The following is a 19,514-nucleotide window of genomic DNA, read 5'->3' as shown; positions in this document are numbered from 1 at the left end:
CCGTTGTCTTTCAGTACCTGCCACTGAACACCGTCGACTGTTTTGGTGTGTAAAGTGGTTTTAACTCCATCCACTTCTCGCATAAACACGCCTGGTGTTGCGGATACTTCGTCAGTAACCCAGAGTATTTTATCGTTGCTCCATGTTTCTGGGGCTAATGTGTGCTTCCCACCTTTCTTGGCTGACATGCCGACAGTTCCGTCTTTTCGCTCAAGAATCATTTTGAAATCTTCGACTTTTATCGTGCCGTCAGGATTTTTCTGCAGAACGGTCATTTGGTGATTTTTAGACTTCAATACTTCAGACGAGTGTCCACCAATTGGTTTGTTGCTATTTGGACTGCGTGTGCCGAACAAAATTTTATTTTGCATCTGGGCAGGCAGCGCCCCGGAATAGGGTCGATTGTATGGATCAGGTGGTTTTCGTCCTTCGTCATGCTCGGCTTTTTCTGAATCATCAGGCTTCTTACCTTGAGATCCGTCTTCCGCACCAGGGCAATTATTCAACCCCAACGGATCCACCCACCCCGTAGGGTTAGGCACGTACTGGTAGCTATTCAAACCGCCTGCAAGCTTGATCGGATCCGGCGTCAAAAACCGCCCAGTGCCAGGATTGTAGTAGCGGTGCCGATTGTAATGTAACCCCGTCTCGGCGTCGAAATACTGACCTTGGAAGCGCAGCGGATTATCGATCTCGCTGACGTCCAGCGCCGCGAGGTTACCGTAGGCGCGGTACTTGGCCGACCACATGATCTCGCCACTGTAGTCGGTGAGTTCCTGCGGTGTGCCCAGATGATCGAGTTGGTAGTAAAACGGCGTGGCTTTGCGCGGGCCTTCGCCATCTAGCATCGCCAGTGGGCGGAAGCTGCCGGGCTCATAGATGTAGCTGCGGTAGCAGTTTTCGGCGCTTTCAGCGATCAGACGTTCGCCTTGCCACAGGAATTCCGTGGTGTGGCCGTCGACGGTTTTTTCGACGCGGCGACCAAAGGCGTCGTATTTGTAGGACGCGGTGCTACCGCCCGGCAGGCTTACGCCGATGAGACGGTGCTGGCAGTCGTATCTGTATTCGGTAACGAGTTTCTGGCCGGCGCCACGACGTTCGCGGATCAGGTTGCCGTAGGCATCGTAGTCGTAATGACGGTCGCCTTGCATCAGCAGGCGGTTGCCTTTGACATTGGCGAGGTTGGCGGTGCCTTCGTTGTTCTGTCCAAGCAGGTTACCAGCCGGGTCGTGGGCGAAGCTTTCCGGTGTGGCGCCGCGCACGCTGATGAGTCGGTCGAGCGGGTCGTAGTGGTAGCTGCGCTTGCCTTTGCGGCTGTCATCGATACCGGCGAGGTTGCCGTTGGCATCGTAGTTGTAGCGTCGCTGGAACAGGTTTTTATCACGCTGGCCGACGGTGTGAGCTTGCAGGCGGCCTTGTTCGTCGTATTGATATTGGCTGAGCAGCAGGCCTTGTTGACGCTGTTGTTCGCGACCGGCGCTGAACTGGTGAGCGGTGAGACGTGAGCCGTTGAGGTCGATGCTGCTCAGGCGTCCGCCGGACAGGTGGCGGTAGTCGAGTGTGCTGCCATCCGGTAGGCGACAATGGCTCAGCTGGCCGACGCTGTCGTACTCGTAGCGCAGGGTGCCCCAGCCTTGGTGTTCCTCGATGAGGCGGTCTTGCAGGTCGTACTTGTAGGCGAGCGGCCAGTGGCCGTCGTCGACGTTTACGAGGCGACCGAGGGCGTCGTAGCTGTAATGAATCTCCTCGCCATCGGCGAGGGTTTTTACCAGCAGACGGCCAGCGGCGTCGCGTTGATACTCGGTAACGAGTTCGCTGCCGTCATCGCCGAATTCGGTTTTCTTCAGCAACTGGCCGTTGAGGTCGTATTCGTAGGCCGTGCGGCGACCGTCGAAGCCGGTTTCCTGCTGGATCAGGCCGTTCGCGTAGTAATCGAGCTGGTAATGCTCGCCGCGCTCGTTTTCGATGTCGGTGAGCAACAGACGCGAGTTGTCGTAGCGGTAGCCCAGTTGGCTGCCGTCCGGATTGATGCGGCGGCTGACCAGGTGCAGGTTGTCGGCGTATTCGTAGCGGGTGATACGGCCGAGCTCGTCGCGTTCGGTGGTGACGTTGCCATAGGCGTTGTAGGTGAAGGCACGTGTTGCACCGCCCGGCAGCGTGACTTGTGCCAGGCGGTTGGCCGCATCCCATTGGTAGTGGGTGATGGCGCCGGATTCTTCCTGGCGGGTAATCTGCCGACCCAGTGCGTCGTAGCGATATTTGCGTTGACCGCCGTCCGGCAGGCGTTCTTCCAGTAAGTGTCCGAGATTGTTCCAGCCGAGTTGATGGCGGCTGCCGTCGGGGTGGCGGATCTCCAGCAGGCGACCCTGGGCGTCGTAGCTGTATAGCGTGGCATTGCCATCCGGGTCGATTTGCTGGGTGATGTCGCCCTGACGGTTGCGTTGGTACTTCCAACTGGCTTTGCCGCGATGAACATCGCTGACGAAACCATTGATGTATTCATACGTGGTGGCTTCGTCTTCCGGCGGGATGACAGCAGTCATCAGTCCGTTGTCGTCGTACCGGTATTCGGTGACAGCACCCAAAGGATCCTTTTCCGCGATCAACTGACCTTTGTCGTTGTAGGCCTTCAGATGTTCGGCGCCGTCCGGGTCGATCTTGCTGATCAGTCGCGCCTGGTCGTCATGGGTGTAGACCTCTTCGCTGCCATCGGCGTTGGTTACCGTTACGCTGCCTTTATCGTCCCAGGCGTAGTGCGCTTCCATCTGCGAGAAGTTGGCCCAGTGACGGATGCAGCGAGACAGTTTGCCTTCGTTCTCCCACTCCCAGTAGAAGGCCGCGCCGCCTGCCAGTTGGCGCTCCAGAATCACGTGCTGATCGTTGTAGCGATAGCGCTCGGCTTCGCCGGCCGCGTTCTACATCTCGATCATAGATGCTGAGCATCAGTGTTGTTTGAGCTTGTTCTGAAAGTAATCTTCGTAATTGGATAATATTGTTTTCCAGTTTTCGTATAGTAGTTCCTCAGAGCCGACTGCACCTTCAGGTAATGGCATATATCTAACTATTGGTGCAATTTCTTCCGGGTAGTCAAGATCTGCATATAATTCTTCTATGCTTTCAAAGGGGTCTTTTGATAGGTCTTTATTTTCGTATAAATAAGAAAGAGTCAAATAAATCCAAGGTTTGATTGCTTCTTCTTCAGTTTCTACTTGATGCGAGTCTTTGTTGATGAGGGTTTGCAATAATTCTCGCAGTAATTGATGCTCTGTCGCGTTCAAAGTGGCGATTTCATAGGCCTCCGGAGGAGAGGTTTTTGTCAGTCCGTTGCAGATATAGTCAGAAATACCTTGCTCATTGATGAAGCCTTTTTTCAGGCCAACGTTTAGTTGAGACCAATTTAACCAAGGGGTTTTGGAAAATGTGTAGTTGCCGTTTAGGGGTAGTAGATTCATTTGTTTACTTTGGAAGCCTCGATGGTATTTGATTCGGGGTGCCGGTTATTCTTCCGTCAGGTATGAATCTTTGATGTGTTAATTCCATCTTTGAATTAACAATCCACTCAAAGATTCCGGGTTTGTTATTCATCGATCCCGGCATTTGTGTGAGGGTGTTATTTGTACCGTCACCTCCGCGGAGAGGAAATACTCTCCCTTTATCAGGTATTTGGTCAACTACGTAACTAGGCGCTCGGTGCATAGGATCGTCTTTTAAAGCGCTGCCGATGGGTTTAGCACTTTTAATTTCGTCGGCGGCATATCCCGCGCGAAGGCGCTCAAAGCGTGCCGCGTTGTAACCCGATTGATCCTGAGGTTTAGGTGAATTCGGAGTGCCTTCATCAATAGTGGCTGCGGTCGATGGGGTTTTCGCACCACCTGTGGATGAGGAATTATTATCGGGACAGACACTCAACCCCAACGGATCCACCCACCCCGTAGGGTTAGGCACGTACTGGTAACTGTTCAGCCCACCTGCAAGCTTAATCGGATCAGGCGTCAAAAACGTCCAGTGCCCGGATTGTAGTAGCGGTGCCGGTTGTAATGTAACCCTGTCTCAGCGTCGAAATACTGACCTTGGAACCGCAGAGGGTTATCGATTTCACTGACATCCAGCGCTACCAGATTGCCGTACGCACGGTATTTCGCCGACCACATGATCTCACCGCTGTAGTCGGTGAGTTCTTGCGGTGTACCAAGGTGGTCGAGTTGGTAGTAAAACGGCGTGGCCTTGCGCGGGCCTTCACCATCGAGCATCGCCAGTGGGCGGAAGCTGCCAGGCTCATAGATGTAACTGCGGTAGCGGTTTTCTGCGTTTTCGGCGATCAGCCGCTCGCCTTGCCACAGGAATTCGGTGGTGTGACCGTCGACGGTTTTTTCGATGCGGCGGCCGAAGGCGTCGTACTTGTAACTCGCGGTACTGCCGCCCGGCAGGCTGACGCCGACGAGGCGGTGCTGGCAGTCGTAGCGGTACTCGGTGACGAGTTTCTGGCCGGTGCCACGGCGTTCGCGGATCAGATTGCCATAGGCGTCATAGTCGTAATGGCGGTCGCCTTGCATCAGCAGACGGTTGCCTTTGACGTTGGCGAGGTTGGCCGTGCCTTCGTTGTTCTGACCCAGGAGGTTACTCGCCGGATCGTGGGCGAAGCTTTCCGGCGTAGCGCCGCGCACGCTGATCAGCCGATCAAGTGGGTCGTAGTGATAGCTGAGAAAAAAGGGGACGGATTTACTTTCTGAAAAGGGGGCTAAGAAAGGCTGTCTTCAAAAAGACTTTTGAATCAAAAAAAGGGGGGCAAGCCGGAAAATAAATCTGTCCCTTTTTTGCAAGCGAAATAAATCGGTAAACTTTTTTTTGCCTGTTTTTGTCCTTTGATTTGTCTATAAAAATGCTATCCATCAGTTACGGTTCTTGTTGTGTGTGCTGCAACTATTTATACATTCAGGTTTTCGTGAGGATACCTCTGGTTGAAACTTTGTGCAAAAGCTCCTGGATAATCTCTTCCATATGGCCTCGGTCCGTTACTTTTCTATAATTTGTATACTCGATAGCCTGCGTCGAAGTCGCTTATCATATGAGAATTGCTAAAGTTAGTATCGAATACTCCCTGGATTTCAGGTTGGGAGCGATTTGCTTGTGAGTTCAATATTTCTACTGATTTCTGAAGTTCTTCGTATGTGGGTATATAGGTGTGGTTTGAAGCGCTGAAGTCGAGGGTTACTTTTTTTGGTGAAATTATTGCGAGGTTAATTAATAATTCAGGAGTTGAAAACGATCTTCCGCCGATGTCGTATATTTTATCTTTGTTCTCTAGTTTTGGGCCGTAAGACTCGTGCGTCAAGTAGCCATTTTCCTGGTTCAATAGGCGTATTAATTTTTCGTGACCTTTTATTTTTTCAAATGTGATAATAGCTTTCTTAATGACCAGGAATCCGTCCTCGTCCATCTTTTCTAGAAAATTTGGATTCTGGTTTTCTATTGAAGAAATTACCGGTTTGTCTATTAAGTTAAGTACAAAATTAAATAATTCGAGTCGAAATTTATCTTGAATATTTTCGTTCGGGGGTATATTTATATGTGAAATAACTCCGCCGGCATTATCGAAATCGATAGCGCCAAAGGATTCTGTAATGTCAACTGAGAAATTCATTTTGCTCTCTCGATTACAAACTGATCAAGTTGTTTTGATTCGATTTGGTTGCCGTCAATTGTTTTAAAGCCTTTTGGATCGACTTTGGTTTGTGAAACTATTCTTAGCCCTAATTCATCTATTCTTTTTAGTGATTTCTTTATGTATTTGTTTGCGAATGCGCTGCCTGTAATAGTGATTTTTCCATTTTCGGATAATACCCTTAATATTTCTGGGTTTAAAGGGTCGTAGCCGTAAGGGTTATCCATGTTGATATGACTTTGTGATCCTGATTTTATACCCGACAAATCCGTTGCATTCCCAGCGTGTACTCCCGGAGCTTTAGGATCAATATCGATATTGTAATAACCCTCTATCGGATTTGTACCGGCACCAATGTTTAAAGAACCATCAGCTTCTGCGGGTTTGTCTAAATATCTGCCGCTACCCGGACACTGATTAAGCCCAAGAGGATCCACCCAGCCTGTGGGGTTTGAGACATACAGGTAATTATTCAACCCCCCAGCAAGCTTGATCGGATCCGGCGTCAAAAACCGTCCAGTCCCCGGATTGTAGTAGCGATGCCGGTTGTAGTGTAGGCCCGTCTCGGAATCGAAATACTGACCCTGGAAGCGCAGCGGGTTATCAATCTCGCTGACGTCCAGCGTAGCGAGGTTACCGTAGGCGCGGTATTTCGCCGACCACATGATCTCGCCACTGTAGTCGGTGAGTTCCTGCGGTGTGCCGAGGTGATCGAGTTGGTAGTAAAACGGCGTGGCCTTACGTGGGCCTTCGCCATCGAGCATCGCCAGTGGGCGGAAGCTACCGGGTTCGTAGATGTAGCTGCGGTAGCGGTTTTCGGCGCTTTCCGCGATCAGTCGTTCGCCTTGCCACAGGAACTCCGTGATCTGGCCGTCGACGGTTTTTTCGATGCGTCGGCCGAAGGCGTCGTATTTGTAGGACGCGGTGCTCCCACCCGGCAGGCTTACGCCGATTAGGCGGTGCTGGCAGTCGTAGCGGTATTCGGTGACGAGTTTCTGGCCGGTACCACGGCGTTCGCGGATCAGGTTGCCGTAGGCATCGTAGTCGTAATGGCGGTCACCCTGCATCAGCAGGCGGTTGCCTTTGACATTGGCGAGGTTGGCGGTGCCTTCGTTGTTCTGTCCAAGCAGGTTACCAGCCGGGTCGTGGGCGAAGCTTTCCGGTGTGGCGCCGCGCACGCTGATAAGTCGGTCGAGTGGGTCGTAATGGTAGCTGCGATTGCCTTTGCGGCTGTCATCGATACCGGCTAGGTTGCCGTTGGCGTCGTAGTTGTAGCGACGCTGGAACAGGTTCTTGTCTCGCTGGCCGACTGTGTGCGCTTGCAGGCGACCCTGTTCGTCGTACTGGTATTGGCTGAGCAGCAGGCCTTGCTGGCGCTGTTGTTCACGACCGGCGCTGAACTGGTGAGCGGTGAGACGTGAGCCGTTGAGGTCGATGCTGCTCAGGCGTCCGCCGGACAGGTGGCGATAGTCGAGTTTGCTGCCATCCGGGAGGCGGCAGTGGCTAAGCTGGCCAACGCTGTCGTACTCGTAGCGCAGGGTGCCCCAGCCTTGGTGTTCCTCGATGAGGCGGTCTTGCAGGTCGTACTTGTAGGCGAGCGGCCAGTGGCCGTCGTCGACGTTTACGAGGCGACCGAGGGCGTCGTAGCTGTAGTGAATCTCCTCGCCATCGGCGAGGGTTTTTACCAGCAGACGGCCAGCGGCGTCGCGTTGATACTCGGTAACGAGTTCGCTGCCGTCATCGCCGAATTCGGTTTTCTTCAGCAACTGGCCGTTGAGGTCGTATTCGTAGGCCGTGCGGCGACCGTCGAAGCCGGTTTCCTGCTGGATCAGGCCGTTCGCGTAGTAATCGAGCTGGTAATGCTCGCCGCGCTCGTTTTCGATGTCGGTGAGCAGCAGACGCGAGTTGTCGTAGCGGTAGCGCAGTTGGCTGCCGTCCGGATTGATGCGGCGGCTGACCAGGTGCAGGTTGTCGGCGTATTCGTAGCGAGTGATGCGGCCGAGTTCGTCACGTTCGGCGGTGACGTTGCCATAGGCGTTGTAGGTGAAGGCACGTGTTGCACCGCCCGGCAGCGTGACTTGTGCCAGGCGGTTGGCCGCATCCCATTGGTAGTGGGTGATGGCGCCGGATTCTTCCTGGCGGGTAATCTGCCGACCCAGTGCGTCGTAGCGATACTTGCGTTGGTCGCCGTCCGGCAGGCGCTCCTCAAGCAAATGGCCGAGATTGTTCTAGCCCATTTGATAGCGGCTGACTATGTATGTTGATTAGTTTCTGTCTAGAACCAAGGAGCTCACGAGCTAGATTGATGCAAATGCCTGGATTATAAGAAAATCTACGCCTCGGCAAGGTGATTGATGTACATGCCACCTTCGGAGACCGAGATACAGATATCTGTTCGGGGCTAGACCACGTCTAGAAAATCGAATGTAGAATGCCCCTTGCCGCTTATCAGATAGTTCAGGGTTGAATAAGTCAGGTTCTAAGTTCGACGTATTCTTTAAAGAATGAATAAAAGTTATCTGCTATTTTTTTTGACGGTTTTTTCTTAAACAGATCGTAGCTAATGATCTGGCCGTTTCCTGTGGGTCCACAATCTATTACCCAGCAAACTTCGTCATCCTTTAAGTAAATCACTGCGAAGTTGCTAGGTAGTTCAAATTCTGATCGACAGTACACGGTGCTGTAATTTACAGTTCCGCCATTATCTAAGGTCGCATCATTGTTCTCAATTCCACATATTTCTGAGCCTGCTGCTCCACCGCCACCGCATACACTCAAGAAATCAACGAAATCTTCAGGTAGTTTTAAGTCTAAAATGATTTCGAGCTTTTTAATTTGCTCAGTAGTGGCGGAGCCGAGCCAAAAAGTTTCTTCGTCGGAGTTGTCGAGCTTTGTTATCAAATCTTGATAGTTATGCATGGGTTTCCTCACTCAAAGTCTTTGGCTCGTTCTTTCCAATATGCTTTTCTAAATTTTGAATACTGTAATTCTAGCTTTGGGTCATTCCTGAAGCTATCACCGTCTTCAATAGTGCCATGAAGTTCTTTATGGTATTTCTTGTGTACGGTTCCGGTTAACTCCACCATCGGCCCTGGCTCATCGCCTGTAACGTGGTGAAGGTTGATGTATTTCCCATCTGGACCAATGGGAGCGTTTCCGTTTTTCATCAGGTCCAGGTTACTCCATCCGTCTTCTTCGATTTTTTTGCGTATTCTAGGGTCAACGCTCTTGTCAATTGTAGTAGGAACCCCAGGCTCTACGTCCATAGTATTTTTATAGACCTTACGACCCAATACCTCCTCTGGTTTGTACTTGGTGCTGGAAAATTTGCGAACATCTTTTTCGGGAGCTGGCACCTCATCGGGACATTCTCCAGGGACGCAGTTCAACCCCAGCGGATCCACCCACCCCGTAGGATTTGGCACGTACTGGTAGTTATTCAATCCACCCGCAAGCTTGATCGGATCCGGCGTCAAAAACCGTCCAGTGCCCGGATTGTAGTAGCGGTGCCGGTTGTAATGTAACCCTGTCTCGGCATCGAAATACTGACCCTGGAAGCGCAGTGGGTTGTCGATTTCTGCGACGTCCAGGGTTGCCAGATTGCCATATGCACGGTATTTCGCCGACCACATGATTTCGCCGCTGTAGTCGGTGAGCTCTTGAGGGGTGCCGAGGTGGTCGAGTTGGTAATAGAACGGCGTCGCCTTCAGGGGACCTTCACCATCGAGCATCGCCAGTGGGCGGAAGCTGCCTGGTTCGTAGATGTAGGTGCGATAGCGATTCTCAGCGCTTTCGGCGATCAGGCGTTCACCTTGCCAGAGAAACTCTGTGGTTTGGCCATCAACGGTCTTCTCAATGCGGCGGCCAAAAGCGTCGTACTTGTAGCTTGCGGTGCTGCCACCGGGAAGGGTGACGTCAATCAGACGATGCTGGCAGTCATAGCGGTATTCGGTGACCAGTTGCTGTCCGGCCCCACGACGTTCGCGGCTTAGATTACCGTAGGCGTCATAGTCGTAATGTCGATCGCCTTGCATAAGCAGGCGATTACCTTTGACGTTGGCGAGGTTCGCAGCCGGCAGATCGTTTTGACCGAGCAAGTTGCCAGCCGGGTCATGAGCGAATGTTTCGGGTATAGCGCCGCGAACGCTGACCAGACGATCCAGTGGGTCGTAGTGGTAGCTGCGGTTTCCTTTGCGGCTGTCATCGATGCCGGCCAGATTACCGTTGGCGTCGTAGGCGTAGCGGCGCTGGAACAGATTGCGCTCTTGCTGACCTACTGTGTGTGCTTGAAGCCTTCCCTGTTCATCGTATTGATATTGGCTAAGCAGTACGCCTTGTTGGCGCTGCTGCTCGCGGCCAGCGTCGAACTGGTGCGTAGTCAGGCGCGAACCGTTGAGGTCGATGCTGCTCAGCCGACCACCGGAGAGGTGGCGATAATCGAGTGTACTGCCATCAGGGAGTCGGCATTGGCTCAGTTGGCCAATGTTGTCGTACTCGTAACGCGTGGTGCCCCAACCTTGGTGCTCAGTGATCAGACGATCTTGTACGTCGTACTCATAGGCGAGGGGCCAGTGGCCGTCGTCGACGTTTACCAGGCGACCCAAAGCATCGTAGCTGTAATGGATTTCTTCGCCATCAGCGAGGGTTTTGACCAGCAAGCGGCCAGAGGTATCGCGCTGATACCCGGTCACCAGCTCACTACCGTCGTCACCAAACTCGGTTTTCTTCAACAGTTTGCCGTTGAGGTCGTACTCATAGGCGGTACGGCGCCCGTCGAAACCGGTTTCCTGCTGGATCAGCCCATTTGAGTAGTAATCGAGTTGATAGTGTTCGCCGCGTTCGTTTTCGATGTCGGTGAGCAGCAGGCGTGCGTTGTCGTAGCGGTAGCGCAGTTGGCTGCCGTCCGGATTGATACGACGGCTGACCAGATGAAGGTCGTCGGCGTATTCATAGCGAGTGATGCGCCCCAGTTCGTCGCGTTCTGCAGTGACGCGGCCGTATGGGTTGTAAGTGAACGCACGGGTAGCGCCGCCCGGCAGCGTGATCTGTGCCAGTCGATTGGCGGCATCCCATTGGTAATGGGTGACTGCTCCGGTTTCTGCCTGGCGGGTGATTTGTCTGCCGAGCGCATCGTAGCGGTACTTGCGCTGGCCGCCGTCCGGCAGGCACTCCTCCAGCAATTGGCCGAGGTTGTTCCAGACCAGTTGGTGGCGGCTGCCGTCGGGATGGCGGATCTCCAACAGGCGTCCTTGGCGATCATAGGTGTAGTGCGTTGAGTTGCCGTCCGGGTCGATTTGTTCAGTGATATCGCCCTGGTCGTTACGCCAGTAGATCCATTTGGCGGTACCACGATTCACCACACGGACAAAGCCCTTGTAGTACTCGTAGGTGGTCGGCGCGTCTTCTGGCGGGATCACCGCGATCAAACGGCCGGCTTCGTTGTACTGATACTCCGTGACTGCCCCCATTGGGTCTTTATCGGCGATCAGTCGGCCTTTGTCGTCATAGACTTTTAAGTGCTCGGCACCATCCGGATCAACTTTGGCGACGAGTCGCGCCTTGTCATCGTGGCTATATACCTCTTCGCTGCCATCGGCGTTGGTAACGGTGACGCTGCCTTTGTCATCCCACGCATAGCGCGCATCCATCTGAGAGAAGCTGGCCCAGTGATGGATGCAACGTGCGGACTTGCCTTCCTTTTCCCACTCCCAATAGAAGCTTGCGCCCCCGGCGAGTTGTCGCTCAAGGATGACGTTTTGCTCGTTGTAGGCATAACGCTCGGACTCTCCGAGAGAGTTTGTGGCTTTCACCAACCGATGATGAATATCGTATTCATAGGTGGTCAGCGTCTGAACGGTGTTCCAAGCGTCTTCGAGATTGTCCGCCGGTAGGAATTGCTGATAGTCGATGGCGACAATGTGCTTTCGGTCGTACCGGACAAGCAATGCACGACCAGCACCGTTATCCACGCGCTTGATTCGACCATGGATGTCACGGGTGATATGCAGGCGGTTGTCGTAGTTGTCGCTGATAGCGATCAGCGTTGCGCCTTTACTGTTGAAGCGGAAGTGATAGAAGAGCGGCTTTTCGCCGGCCTGAGTCAGTACCAGCTCGGACGGATCGTCGCCAAGGAAGATGGCTGCTTCTGAAAGGCTATTGGTGATTGCCGGACGCTGTACGCTGGGCAGGGGAAATGTGGTGACCCGGTTTTCGTGATCGGTCCACACCACCTCGTCGCCATTGATGTCCACCCTTTGAGCGAGAGCGTGACTCCAGCCATAGCCTAGACCGCAGTCGATTTCAGCCGCGCTGGTTCGGTAGAGTCGAGTCCAACTGAATGGCAGCAGGCCACCGAGTTCACCGTCGGTAATGGTTAGCAGCTCTTCACCGGTGACCATCGAGACCGGGCAGCCGTTGGTGCAGGTCTTCTTCGCGCAGGTCGCGCTTTTGTCATCGGGTGTCTTGGACTGATCAGGAACGTCGTCGACTTTTTCTTTAGGTTGCAGAGTGGACTGGTTCTTTTTCTTGTCCCTCGGGAACGAAGAGGCGTCTTTGACTTCCTGCTTCGGAGTATCTGCAGTTTTAGGCAGTTGCTTTTTGGGCGGCAGCCCCTCTACATGGCTTTTGGGTTCAGCTTTCCGCGAGCCAGCTTTCGGCGCTTCGGTGGTGGCTTCATCGATTTTCAGCGCTGCGGTTTTGGCGGGCTTCATCGGCACATTCTTAGCGCTGGCGATGATGGGCTTCGACACTTCCGCGTGGGCGGGCAGGGCGTGTTTGTTGCTGAGTGTCATCAAAGTAGACGCAAGGTCTTCAAGGTACTTGACCGCTTCTCCCGATTTGACGGTGGACAGGACTTTGGTGCCCGCTCTCACGGCCAGTCCGGCGCCACCGGTCAGGCAGATGCCCACCAGTACGTTGATCAGGAATTCCGAGGCGATGGCAGTCATCACGTCGACAACCACCTGCGGCGGTAGCATGCCGACCCAAGCAACAATGGCGGAGACGTAGATGAACATCAGCGGCTCGTCGCTGAGGATCAACAGCCCTGAAGCAATCGACTCCTTGGAGGCTGCATAGAGTTTGTCGATCTCGACGTCCGACAAGTACTTTTTCAGTTTTTCGTAATTTTTCCTCGGATTGGCGAGCAGCTCGAACAGGCTTTTGATGTCGTCCCACAGACGAAGCAGAGCTTTCTCAAAACCATCCAGTGCCCGTTTGAGCAAAATGACCGAACGCCCGGCACGGTCTGCCGCCGAGTAGCTGGCCCATTGCGGCTGAAACTTGCTCGACCATTCGCTTTGCAGCCAGCTGTCAAGTTTGCCGATAACGCCTTGATAGGAGTCATAGAGCGCTTTGACGTCGTTCTGCGAGACATTGGGAAAGAATGTGATGCGATAGGTCTGACCCTTCTTGCAGCCTTCAACCACCTTGATACCGCTTGGACCGATCATGGTTTCGATAACCGGTCCGGTAACGTCGTCGTAGAAGGTGCCTTTGGTCACTGGCTCGAGTTTCACCGGAGTATTGCCGATAGGGACAAATCGCGCAGACTCAAACATATGGATCAGTGTGAAATCACCCACCAGTGGGCAGGTCGCATAGGTTTCCACGGCGCCGGTTTTAGTCTTGCGTTTAGTCACGCTGACTTCATTGCCGACTTTGAAAGTCTGGTCGACATCCAGCGCCCAGCCTGTCCAGAAACCGTCAGCCCAGTCCTTGTAATCGCTCAGGCAGTTTTTGAAGTCTTTGAGAATCAGACTCACGTCAGGTGTTTTGGCATCCAGCACGCGCAGGACCAATGTACCAATCGGGGTATTCATGACGTGACTTCCTTTGTCAGCTCAGCGGCAAGACGCTCTGCCATCTCTTCTGTATTTGGGTTTTGGCGTACGAAGCGCTCGACCTTTCTACGCAGGTTGGCTTCGGGAAATTCGAAGTACAGCTCCGGACAATCCTCCGATAGCCACTGCATCAGGTTCTCGACGACGGTGGTGTGATCCTTTTTAGCGAGGGCATCCAATAGCGTTTGGGGAATCTCCCACCAGGGCCACTCTTTTGCGGGAGGTACCGCTCTTCGGCCGACTTCGAGAGTCTGTCCGTTAATCAGGTAGCGTTGGAACACGGGCAGCAATTCACCTGCCGTAGCACCTAACCCTTCGATGATCGGATGAAAATGTCGACCATCCCAGAACCTGAAAAACACTTCAGTAGCGTCCGGCATTTTTACCTGAGTCAGGCTGCGCAAATGCTCCAGCACCGTTTCCGGCGCGCAGGTAGATACCGCTAGCCAACCCCAATCCAAGGCATCGGTTTCAGTAATCCATTGCAGAAAACTGGCATTGGGGCTGATCTCGGCGAGATACGGCATTACGGGAAGCCAATCGGCGTAAGGCGTTCCACTCCAAATAGGCTGCAGTTGTGGTGCGGCATCTTGCTGATAGAAGGGCTTGAGCGGCTCGGCATCGCTCGCTGCGCTGATGATCAAGTACAAACGCTCGCCAGTCTGCAGCGGCTGTTGTGCCAGCCAGTCTTTGGGTGTCAGTCGATCAGATGGCACAGGCACCTGCCTTGCATTTTTCGCATTCTTCGCAGAACGGCGCGTTGCGTTTGAGGGTGTTGATCTGGGCCGGGGTCAGGACCTGGCCGGCCTTGTCGGCGTCCGCCTGTTTCAGCACACCGGGCATCAGCGGGGCGGCGCCGGTGCCGCTGCCGGGGCTGCCGCCGGAGTTCATGTTGATCACCGGGCCGCTCATGGTCACGCCGCCGGCGTCGATCTTGATGAAGCTGCCGCCGCCGACCAGGGTCAGTTCGGCGCCGGCTTCGAGCACGACTTTCATGCCGCTGCTGAGGTGAATTTCCTGGCCAGCGTCGATGAACTGGCCGGTGCCGATCTTGATGTGCTGGTTCACGCCCACGGTCAGGTGGTCGTTGGCGCGGGCTTCGACTTTGCGGTCGGCGTAGACGGTGTGGTGTTCCTCGGCTTTGAATTCCGTGTAGCTGTTCTGCTCGACGGTGTCGTGGCGTTCGTTGCCGACGCGGATTTTCTGGTCGTGCTCGATGTTTTCGTCCCAGTCGCGCTGGGCGTGGAGGAAGATCTGCTCCTGACCTTTCTTGTCTTCGATGCGCAGTTCGTTGTAACCGCCACCGCCCATGGAACTCAGGGTCTTGAAGGTGCTGCGGGTCTTGTTTGCCGGCAGCTCATACGGGACGGTGTTTTCCTTGTGGTACAGGCAGCCGCTGATCAGCGGTTGATCGGGATCGCCTTCAAGGAAGGTGACCAGTACTTCCATGCCGATGCGCGGGATGGCGATGCCGCCGTACTGGGCGCCGGCCCATGCGCTGGAGACGCGCAGCCAGCAACTGGTCTTGTCGTCGGCCTGACCTTCGCGGTCCCAGTGGAACTGGACTTTGACCCGGCCGTACTCGTCGCAGTGAATCTCTTCACCTTTGGGGCCGGTGACCACGGCGCTCTGGCTGCCGAGGATGCGCGGTTTCGGGTGGCGTAGGGGCGGGCGGTTCGGCACGTCCCACGGGGTCGCCTGGAAGCGGTTGCGATAGCCCTGATGGAAGTCATCTTTGAGGGCGGTGGTGTCGCTGGTCACCGACTCTTCGAGCACTTGCGGCTGTTTGCCTTCGTGCAGGACTTCGGTCAGCAGCCACAGGTCGTTCCACTTGGCTTTCGGGTGCTCGGTCAGGGCGAGGAAATGGCCGCTGACCAGCAGCGGCTGATCGCTCTTGCCTTCGGCGAGCTGGAAGTCGCTGCGGTGGCGTTCGAGGGCGCGTTTGGCCAGGTGCTTGCCGCGCTCGCGGTCGATGAACCGGCCCGGGTAGTCGTAGTCTTCGAGGTCTGGCAGGGCGTCGCCGCGGTTTTCGCTTTCCAGGGTCAGGCGCGGTTTTTCGAAGTCGTAATCGCGGCGCGTGGTGCGGCTGGTGCGGGTTTCCAGGCGCAGGTCGAAACGTTTGATCACCGGATTGCTGGCGACCATGCCGGAGTCTTGCTGGTAGGCCACAGGCTGGAGTTTCGGGAACACCGTCTGGTCATCGCCGAACACCAGCTTGTGCGCCGTGGCGCTGTGCTGGAAGTGGTAGTGAATACCTTCTTCCTCGCACAGGCGCTGGATGAAGTGCAGGTCCGATTCATCGTATTGCACGCAGTAGATGCGCTCAGGATAGATCGAACCGGTCTTGAATTCGTAGGCGTTGCTCTGGATGCCGTGCTCTTCGAGAACCATGCCGATGATTTTCGGCACTGTGAGGTTCTGGAAGATGCGTTGATTGACGCGATGGGCCAGGTACGACAATTGCGGGCGCAGGGTCACCGAATAACGGGTCAGGCGCTTGCCGGAATCGCCTTGCGCGGCGCGATAGATCTGGCCGTGAATGCCGCTGCCATCGGGCGACAGCTGCAGGAAGGCCGGTTTGTGCAGCAGGGTTTCGAGGTCCAGCGACGGCTGCTCACTGACCAGCTCCACCTCGAACACAAAAGGCTGGCTGATGGCTTCCCGGCCGGTCAGGGTGAATACCTGAAAATCGGCGGAGAGCCCTTCGATGGTCAGGGCAAAGTGGGTTTCATTGGCCGGCGCGAACATCCCTTGTTCCTCGTGCTGTACAGCGGCGTTCGTCGACTACCGCCAGGCGGTTCAACGCACGCGAAATTCTGGAGGGGCGTAAACAACATCGACCAGCAGGGCTGGTCGATGCTTGTAACGATCAGCCGTAATTAAACGACTGGAGCACGCCAGTCATCGGAGCCCGAAGTACCGGATACTTCGTGGGTCCAGGTGATTTTGCGGTAGGTGAACTGCACTTCTTCCAGGTGGGTGAAGTGCGAGTTGCCTGGATCCTGGCAGTTGTGCATTTTGTTGTTGATGGCGACGATGATCGCGTCTTCCAGTTTGGTGGTGTAGTAGTGCTCTTGAGTACCTTGAGCAGAAGTACGGTACCACTGGATAACGATTTCGCTCATGCGCTCGCCGGAGGTCAGAGCGGCTTGCAGCAGAGGCGAAGCCTTGTCGTAGACCTTGGTGATGATCACTGGCTTGTGAACGCGCTGACCGGTTGGCTGACCGGATTGTGGGTCACGCGGGATGATCACGTCGTGGCTGAAAGCCTGAACCATGACCTGGTCTTCGTGGCCTTCCTGGTAGGTGTTGCCAACGGAGTCGGCGGTGAAGGCGCCGGCAGTGATCAGGCCTTGTTTTTCGCCGGTAACCGACATGTACGCTGGTGTTGCCATGGGGTGCTCTCCTTGCGGATAAATTTAGGGTGCCCGGGAGGCGAAATCGCCCGGTGGGTGCCTGACTGTTATCAAGGAGCGTGCCAGGTTTGTCGAAGGTCCCGGCAGCCGGGGGTGAAGCGGCTGTAGTTTGCGGTTTTGTCGATGTTTTTTATTGAATCGAGATGGAAAGTGCGCAACTTCTTGCGCAGTACTGCGCAAGAAGTTGCGCACTCGGCTGTAAGCCTCTCCGATCAAGGGCTGTAGCGCGATAAGTCACGTTTTTTGCCGGACAAGTGCGCAAGAAGTTGCGCAGTAAGGCCAAGTGCCAGCGTCGAGCGTTTGAAACGATCCACCCAGCGCGACGGTCAATCACTCACGACTGCGCCGCAGGCGTCTGAACATTCCCCACCGCGAGTGAGAACGACATGAAAATCCTGATGGTTTTAACGTCCCACGATCAACTGGGTGATACCGGCAAGAAAACCGGCTTCTGGCTGGAAGAATTCGCCGCGCCGTATTACGTGTTCAAGGATGCCGGCGCGCAACTGACGCTGGCCTCGCCCAAGGGCGGCCAGCCACCGCTGGACCCGAAAAGTGACGAGCCCGATGCGCAGACCGCCGCGACCGAGCGCTTTCGCAAGGATTCTGCCGCCCAGTCGGCACTGTCCTCTACGGTCAAACTGGACACGGTGAAGGCTGCGGATTTCGATGCCGTGTTCTATCCCGGCGGCCACGGCCCGTTGTGGGACCTGGCTGAAGACCGCCATTCGATTGCGCTGATCGAAGCGTTTTACAACAGTGGCAAACCCGTGGCGGCGGTGTGTCATGCGCCCGGGGTGCTGCGCCATGTCAAAGGCGCTGACGGTCAGCCATTGGTCAAGGGTAAGCAGGTGACTGGTTTCAGCAACAGCGAAGAAGAGGCGGTGCAGTTGACCAACGTGGTGCCGTTTCTGGTGGAGGACGAGCTCAAGGCCAAAGGCGGGATTTTCTCCAAGGGCGCGGACTGGTCGAGCTACACCCGTGAGGACGGATTGCTGCTGACCGGGCAGAATCCGGCGTCGTCGGAAGAGACAGCGTTCGCGCTGTTGTCGCGGTTGCGCTAATAGCAAAAGCAAAAGATCGCAGCCTGCGGCAGCTCCTACAGGGGGAAACACATTCCATCTGTAGGAGCTGCTGCAGGCTGCGATCTTTTGATCTTTCAGCGCGAAAGCGCTGCCAGACACTCCTCAATCGAACGCCGCTGCGTCTCGGCATACAACCCCAGCTCATCAATGGTCGCACGCCCCAGCGCCTGTTCGAACGCCTGACGGTTCGAGTGCTCGCCATAGTGCGTCTGCGCCGCGTCCCCAAGGTTCGACTGAAAAATCCCCGCCGCACTCACCGGCAGAAAGTCTTCGTACACCAACGGTTCAGCTTTCACATGACCCTCACGGAGCAAATCCTCCAGCGATGCCGACTTAAGGCTACCCGCCGCCAAGCCTTTTTCCGTAGGGAAATAGCGAAAATACGCCAGCTCCTGTTCACGCATGCCGTCGACGTTGTCCGGAAATTCGCCAAAGTGTCGGGTCATCAGCGTGTTGTAGCGTGCGGCGTTGCCTTCGTTGGGAAAGTCGCCCAGTTCATCGCGCGCGGCATTCAGCAAGCGGTCATACAGCGCTCGGCCTTTGGGCGTCAACGCCGCACCGCGTTGTTCGATTTCGCCGAAACGCGCGCTGTGGCTACCGCGAGTCTCGTGCTGATCGGTGAAAGCGATCGGCTCGTCCAGCGCCTTGAAGCTGGTCTGGCGCAACAGGATCGGGCACTTGCGGCGTGGCGGGCCTTCGATCACTGCTTTCGGGGTTATGCCGTGCACCGGCATCTGCGCCTGGACGATATCGATGTCCAGGGTGCGTGGGGTCAGGTGATTGATGTGCGGGCCTTTGAACGCCACCACATCGGCGATCAGACGGTGCTGGGCGCTGAGGGTCTGGTACTGCGCAGCGGTGACGGTGGCGCTGTGATGCCAGCGAAAGGTTTCCAGTGCCTGCAGGACAAATTGCGCCGCGTCCTCCTCATTCAGCCCACCGGCTGACTCCGCCCGCTCGATCAGCTGCAATGCCGCAGGGGTGAAGATCGAACGCCGGTTCAACACCGATTCGGCAAAACCGCGCAACTCTGGATCTTCGATCAGCTCCAGACGCAGCAACGAAGTGAACACCCGAAACGGGCTGACCTGCAGCGCCGCTTCATGCACCGCGCGAAACGCCGTGGAGTGCACCGGCACACCCGCCGGGGTCAGGTCGTAGTAGCCCACCGGTTGCATGCCCATCACCGCGAACAGGCGCGCGAGGGTCGCGAGCTCTTTGCCGGTGCCGACGCGGATCGCGCCGTGTCGCTCCATGTCCAGGCGCTCGATTTCACCGGTGCTGTCGAGCTGCCGTGCGAGGTCTGGCTGGGCGGCCAGCACTTCACGGTTGGTCTGTTCCACCAACTCCATCAGCGCGCCGTACAACGGCACTTCTTCGCGGTACATGTCGGACATCGCTTTGGAGAAGCGTTGACGGATCAGGTCGGGGCTGACGAAAGGCTGCACGGTCATGAAAAAAATTCCTGCCACGGTCACGTAAAGGATGGAGGAAAAGATCGCAGCCTTCA

General features: G+C 55.4%; 9 protein-coding genes and 3 pseudogenes. 1 reads left to right on the top strand and 11 read right to left on the bottom strand.

Annotation, left to right across the window (positions count from 1 at the left end; all coding sequences use genetic code 11):
* Positions 1 to 488 precede the first annotated feature (488 nt).
* From ACYZUM_RS14925 to ACYZUM_RS14880, 10 genes and pseudogenes are all read right to left on the bottom strand, one after another.
* Positions 489 to 2,915, bottom strand: a pseudogene (locus ACYZUM_RS14925) (RHS repeat-associated core domain-containing protein); the annotation flags it as partial.
* A 27-nt stretch (positions 2,916 to 2,942) separates the two neighbouring features.
* A complete protein-coding gene (locus tag ACYZUM_RS14920; protein WP_086793117.1) occupies positions 2,943 to 3,452 on the bottom strand; it encodes a DUF2247 family protein in 510 nt (169 codons plus the stop codon).
* 4 nt (positions 3,453 to 3,456) lie between these two features.
* Positions 3,457 to 4,700, bottom strand: a pseudogene (locus ACYZUM_RS14915) (RHS repeat domain-containing protein); the annotation flags it as partial.
* 320 nt (positions 4,701 to 5,020) lie between these two features.
* Positions 5,021 to 5,641, bottom strand: a complete 621-nt coding sequence (locus tag ACYZUM_RS14910; protein WP_086793116.1) for a hypothetical protein — start codon at positions 5,639 to 5,641, stop codon at positions 5,021 to 5,023.
* Positions 5,638 to 7,911, bottom strand: a pseudogene (locus ACYZUM_RS14905) (RHS repeat-associated core domain-containing protein); the annotation flags it as partial. The pseudogene ACYZUM_RS14905 and the gene ACYZUM_RS14910, both read right to left, overlap by 4 nt.
* A gap of 223 nt (positions 7,912 to 8,134) precedes the next feature.
* Positions 8,135 to 8,581, bottom strand: a complete 447-nt coding sequence (locus ACYZUM_RS14900) for an SMI1/KNR4 family protein (protein WP_108183122.1) — start codon at positions 8,579 to 8,581, stop codon at positions 8,135 to 8,137.
* 8 nt (positions 8,582 to 8,589) lie between these two features.
* Entirely contained in the window at positions 8,590 to 13,482 is a 4,893-nt protein-coding gene (locus tag ACYZUM_RS14895; protein WP_108183121.1) for an RHS repeat-associated core domain-containing protein, read from the bottom strand.
* Positions 13,479 to 14,219, bottom strand: a complete 741-nt coding sequence (locus ACYZUM_RS14890) for a DUF4123 domain-containing protein (RefSeq protein ID WP_108183120.1) — start codon at positions 14,217 to 14,219, stop codon at positions 13,479 to 13,481. Before ACYZUM_RS14890 ends, ACYZUM_RS14895 begins: the two co-directional genes overlap by 4 nt.
* Positions 14,209 to 16,251: a type VI secretion system Vgr family protein gene (locus ACYZUM_RS14885; RefSeq protein ID WP_108183119.1), complete on the bottom strand. Its 2,043-nt coding sequence runs from the start codon at positions 16,249 to 16,251 to the stop codon at positions 14,209 to 14,211. The genes ACYZUM_RS14890 and ACYZUM_RS14885 overlap by 11 nt, the downstream gene beginning before the upstream one ends.
* Positions 16,252 to 16,382: 131 nt before the next feature.
* The gene (locus tag ACYZUM_RS14880) at positions 16,383 to 16,898 is read right to left on the bottom strand and encodes an Hcp family type VI secretion system effector (RefSeq protein ID WP_003226246.1); all 516 of its coding nucleotides are present in this window, start codon (positions 16,896 to 16,898) and stop codon (positions 16,383 to 16,385) included.
* A gap of 407 nt (positions 16,899 to 17,305) precedes the next feature.
* Here ACYZUM_RS14880 and ACYZUM_RS14875 point away from each other — a divergent pair, with 407 nt between their 5' ends.
* On the top strand, positions 17,306 to 17,983 hold the full coding sequence (locus ACYZUM_RS14875) for a type 1 glutamine amidotransferase domain-containing protein (protein ID WP_108183118.1): 678 nt from the start codon (positions 17,306 to 17,308) through the stop codon (positions 17,981 to 17,983).
* A 95-nt stretch (positions 17,984 to 18,078) separates the two neighbouring features.
* Here ACYZUM_RS14875 and hglS read toward each other — a convergent pair whose 3' ends face one another.
* Positions 18,079 to 19,458 (bottom strand): 2-oxoadipate dioxygenase/decarboxylase HglS, encoded by a 1,380-nt coding sequence (gene hglS / locus ACYZUM_RS14870; protein WP_108183117.1) that lies wholly within the window; start codon positions 19,456 to 19,458, stop codon positions 18,079 to 18,081.
* Positions 19,459 to 19,514 lie beyond the last annotated feature (56 nt).

Source organism: Pseudomonas sp. m6p (assembly GCF_055760375.1).
The sequence above is the reverse complement of the archived record's forward strand: the minus strand, read 5'-3'. Positions and strand labels throughout refer to the sequence as shown.

Excerpts from the sequence above, each read along its gene's own strand:
- ACYZUM_RS14910 (WP_086793116.1), bottom strand. The coding sequence starts at position 5,641 with ATGAATTTCTCAGTTGACATTACAGAATCCTTTGGCGCTATCGATTTC.
- ACYZUM_RS14900 (WP_108183122.1), bottom strand. The coding sequence starts at position 8,581 with ATGCATAACTATCAAGATTTGATAACAAAGCTCGACAACTCCGACGAA.
- ACYZUM_RS14920 (WP_086793117.1), bottom strand. The coding sequence starts at position 3,452 with ATGAATCTACTACCCCTAAACGGCAACTACACATTTTCCAAAACCCCT.
- ACYZUM_RS14895 (WP_108183121.1), bottom strand. The coding sequence starts at position 13,482 with ATGAATACCCCGATTGGTACATTGGTCCTGCGCGTGCTGGATGCCAAA.
- ACYZUM_RS14875 (WP_108183118.1), top strand. The coding sequence starts at position 17,306 with ATGAAAATCCTGATGGTTTTAACGTCCCACGATCAACTGGGTGATACC.
- ACYZUM_RS14880 (WP_003226246.1), bottom strand. The coding sequence starts at position 16,898 with ATGGCAACACCAGCGTACATGTCGGTTACCGGCGAAAAACAAGGCCTG.
- hglS (WP_108183117.1), bottom strand. The coding sequence starts at position 19,458 with ATGACCGTGCAGCCTTTCGTCAGCCCCGACCTGATCCGTCAACGCTTC.
- ACYZUM_RS14885 (WP_108183119.1), bottom strand. The coding sequence starts at position 16,251 with ATGTTCGCGCCGGCCAATGAAACCCACTTTGCCCTGACCATCGAAGGG.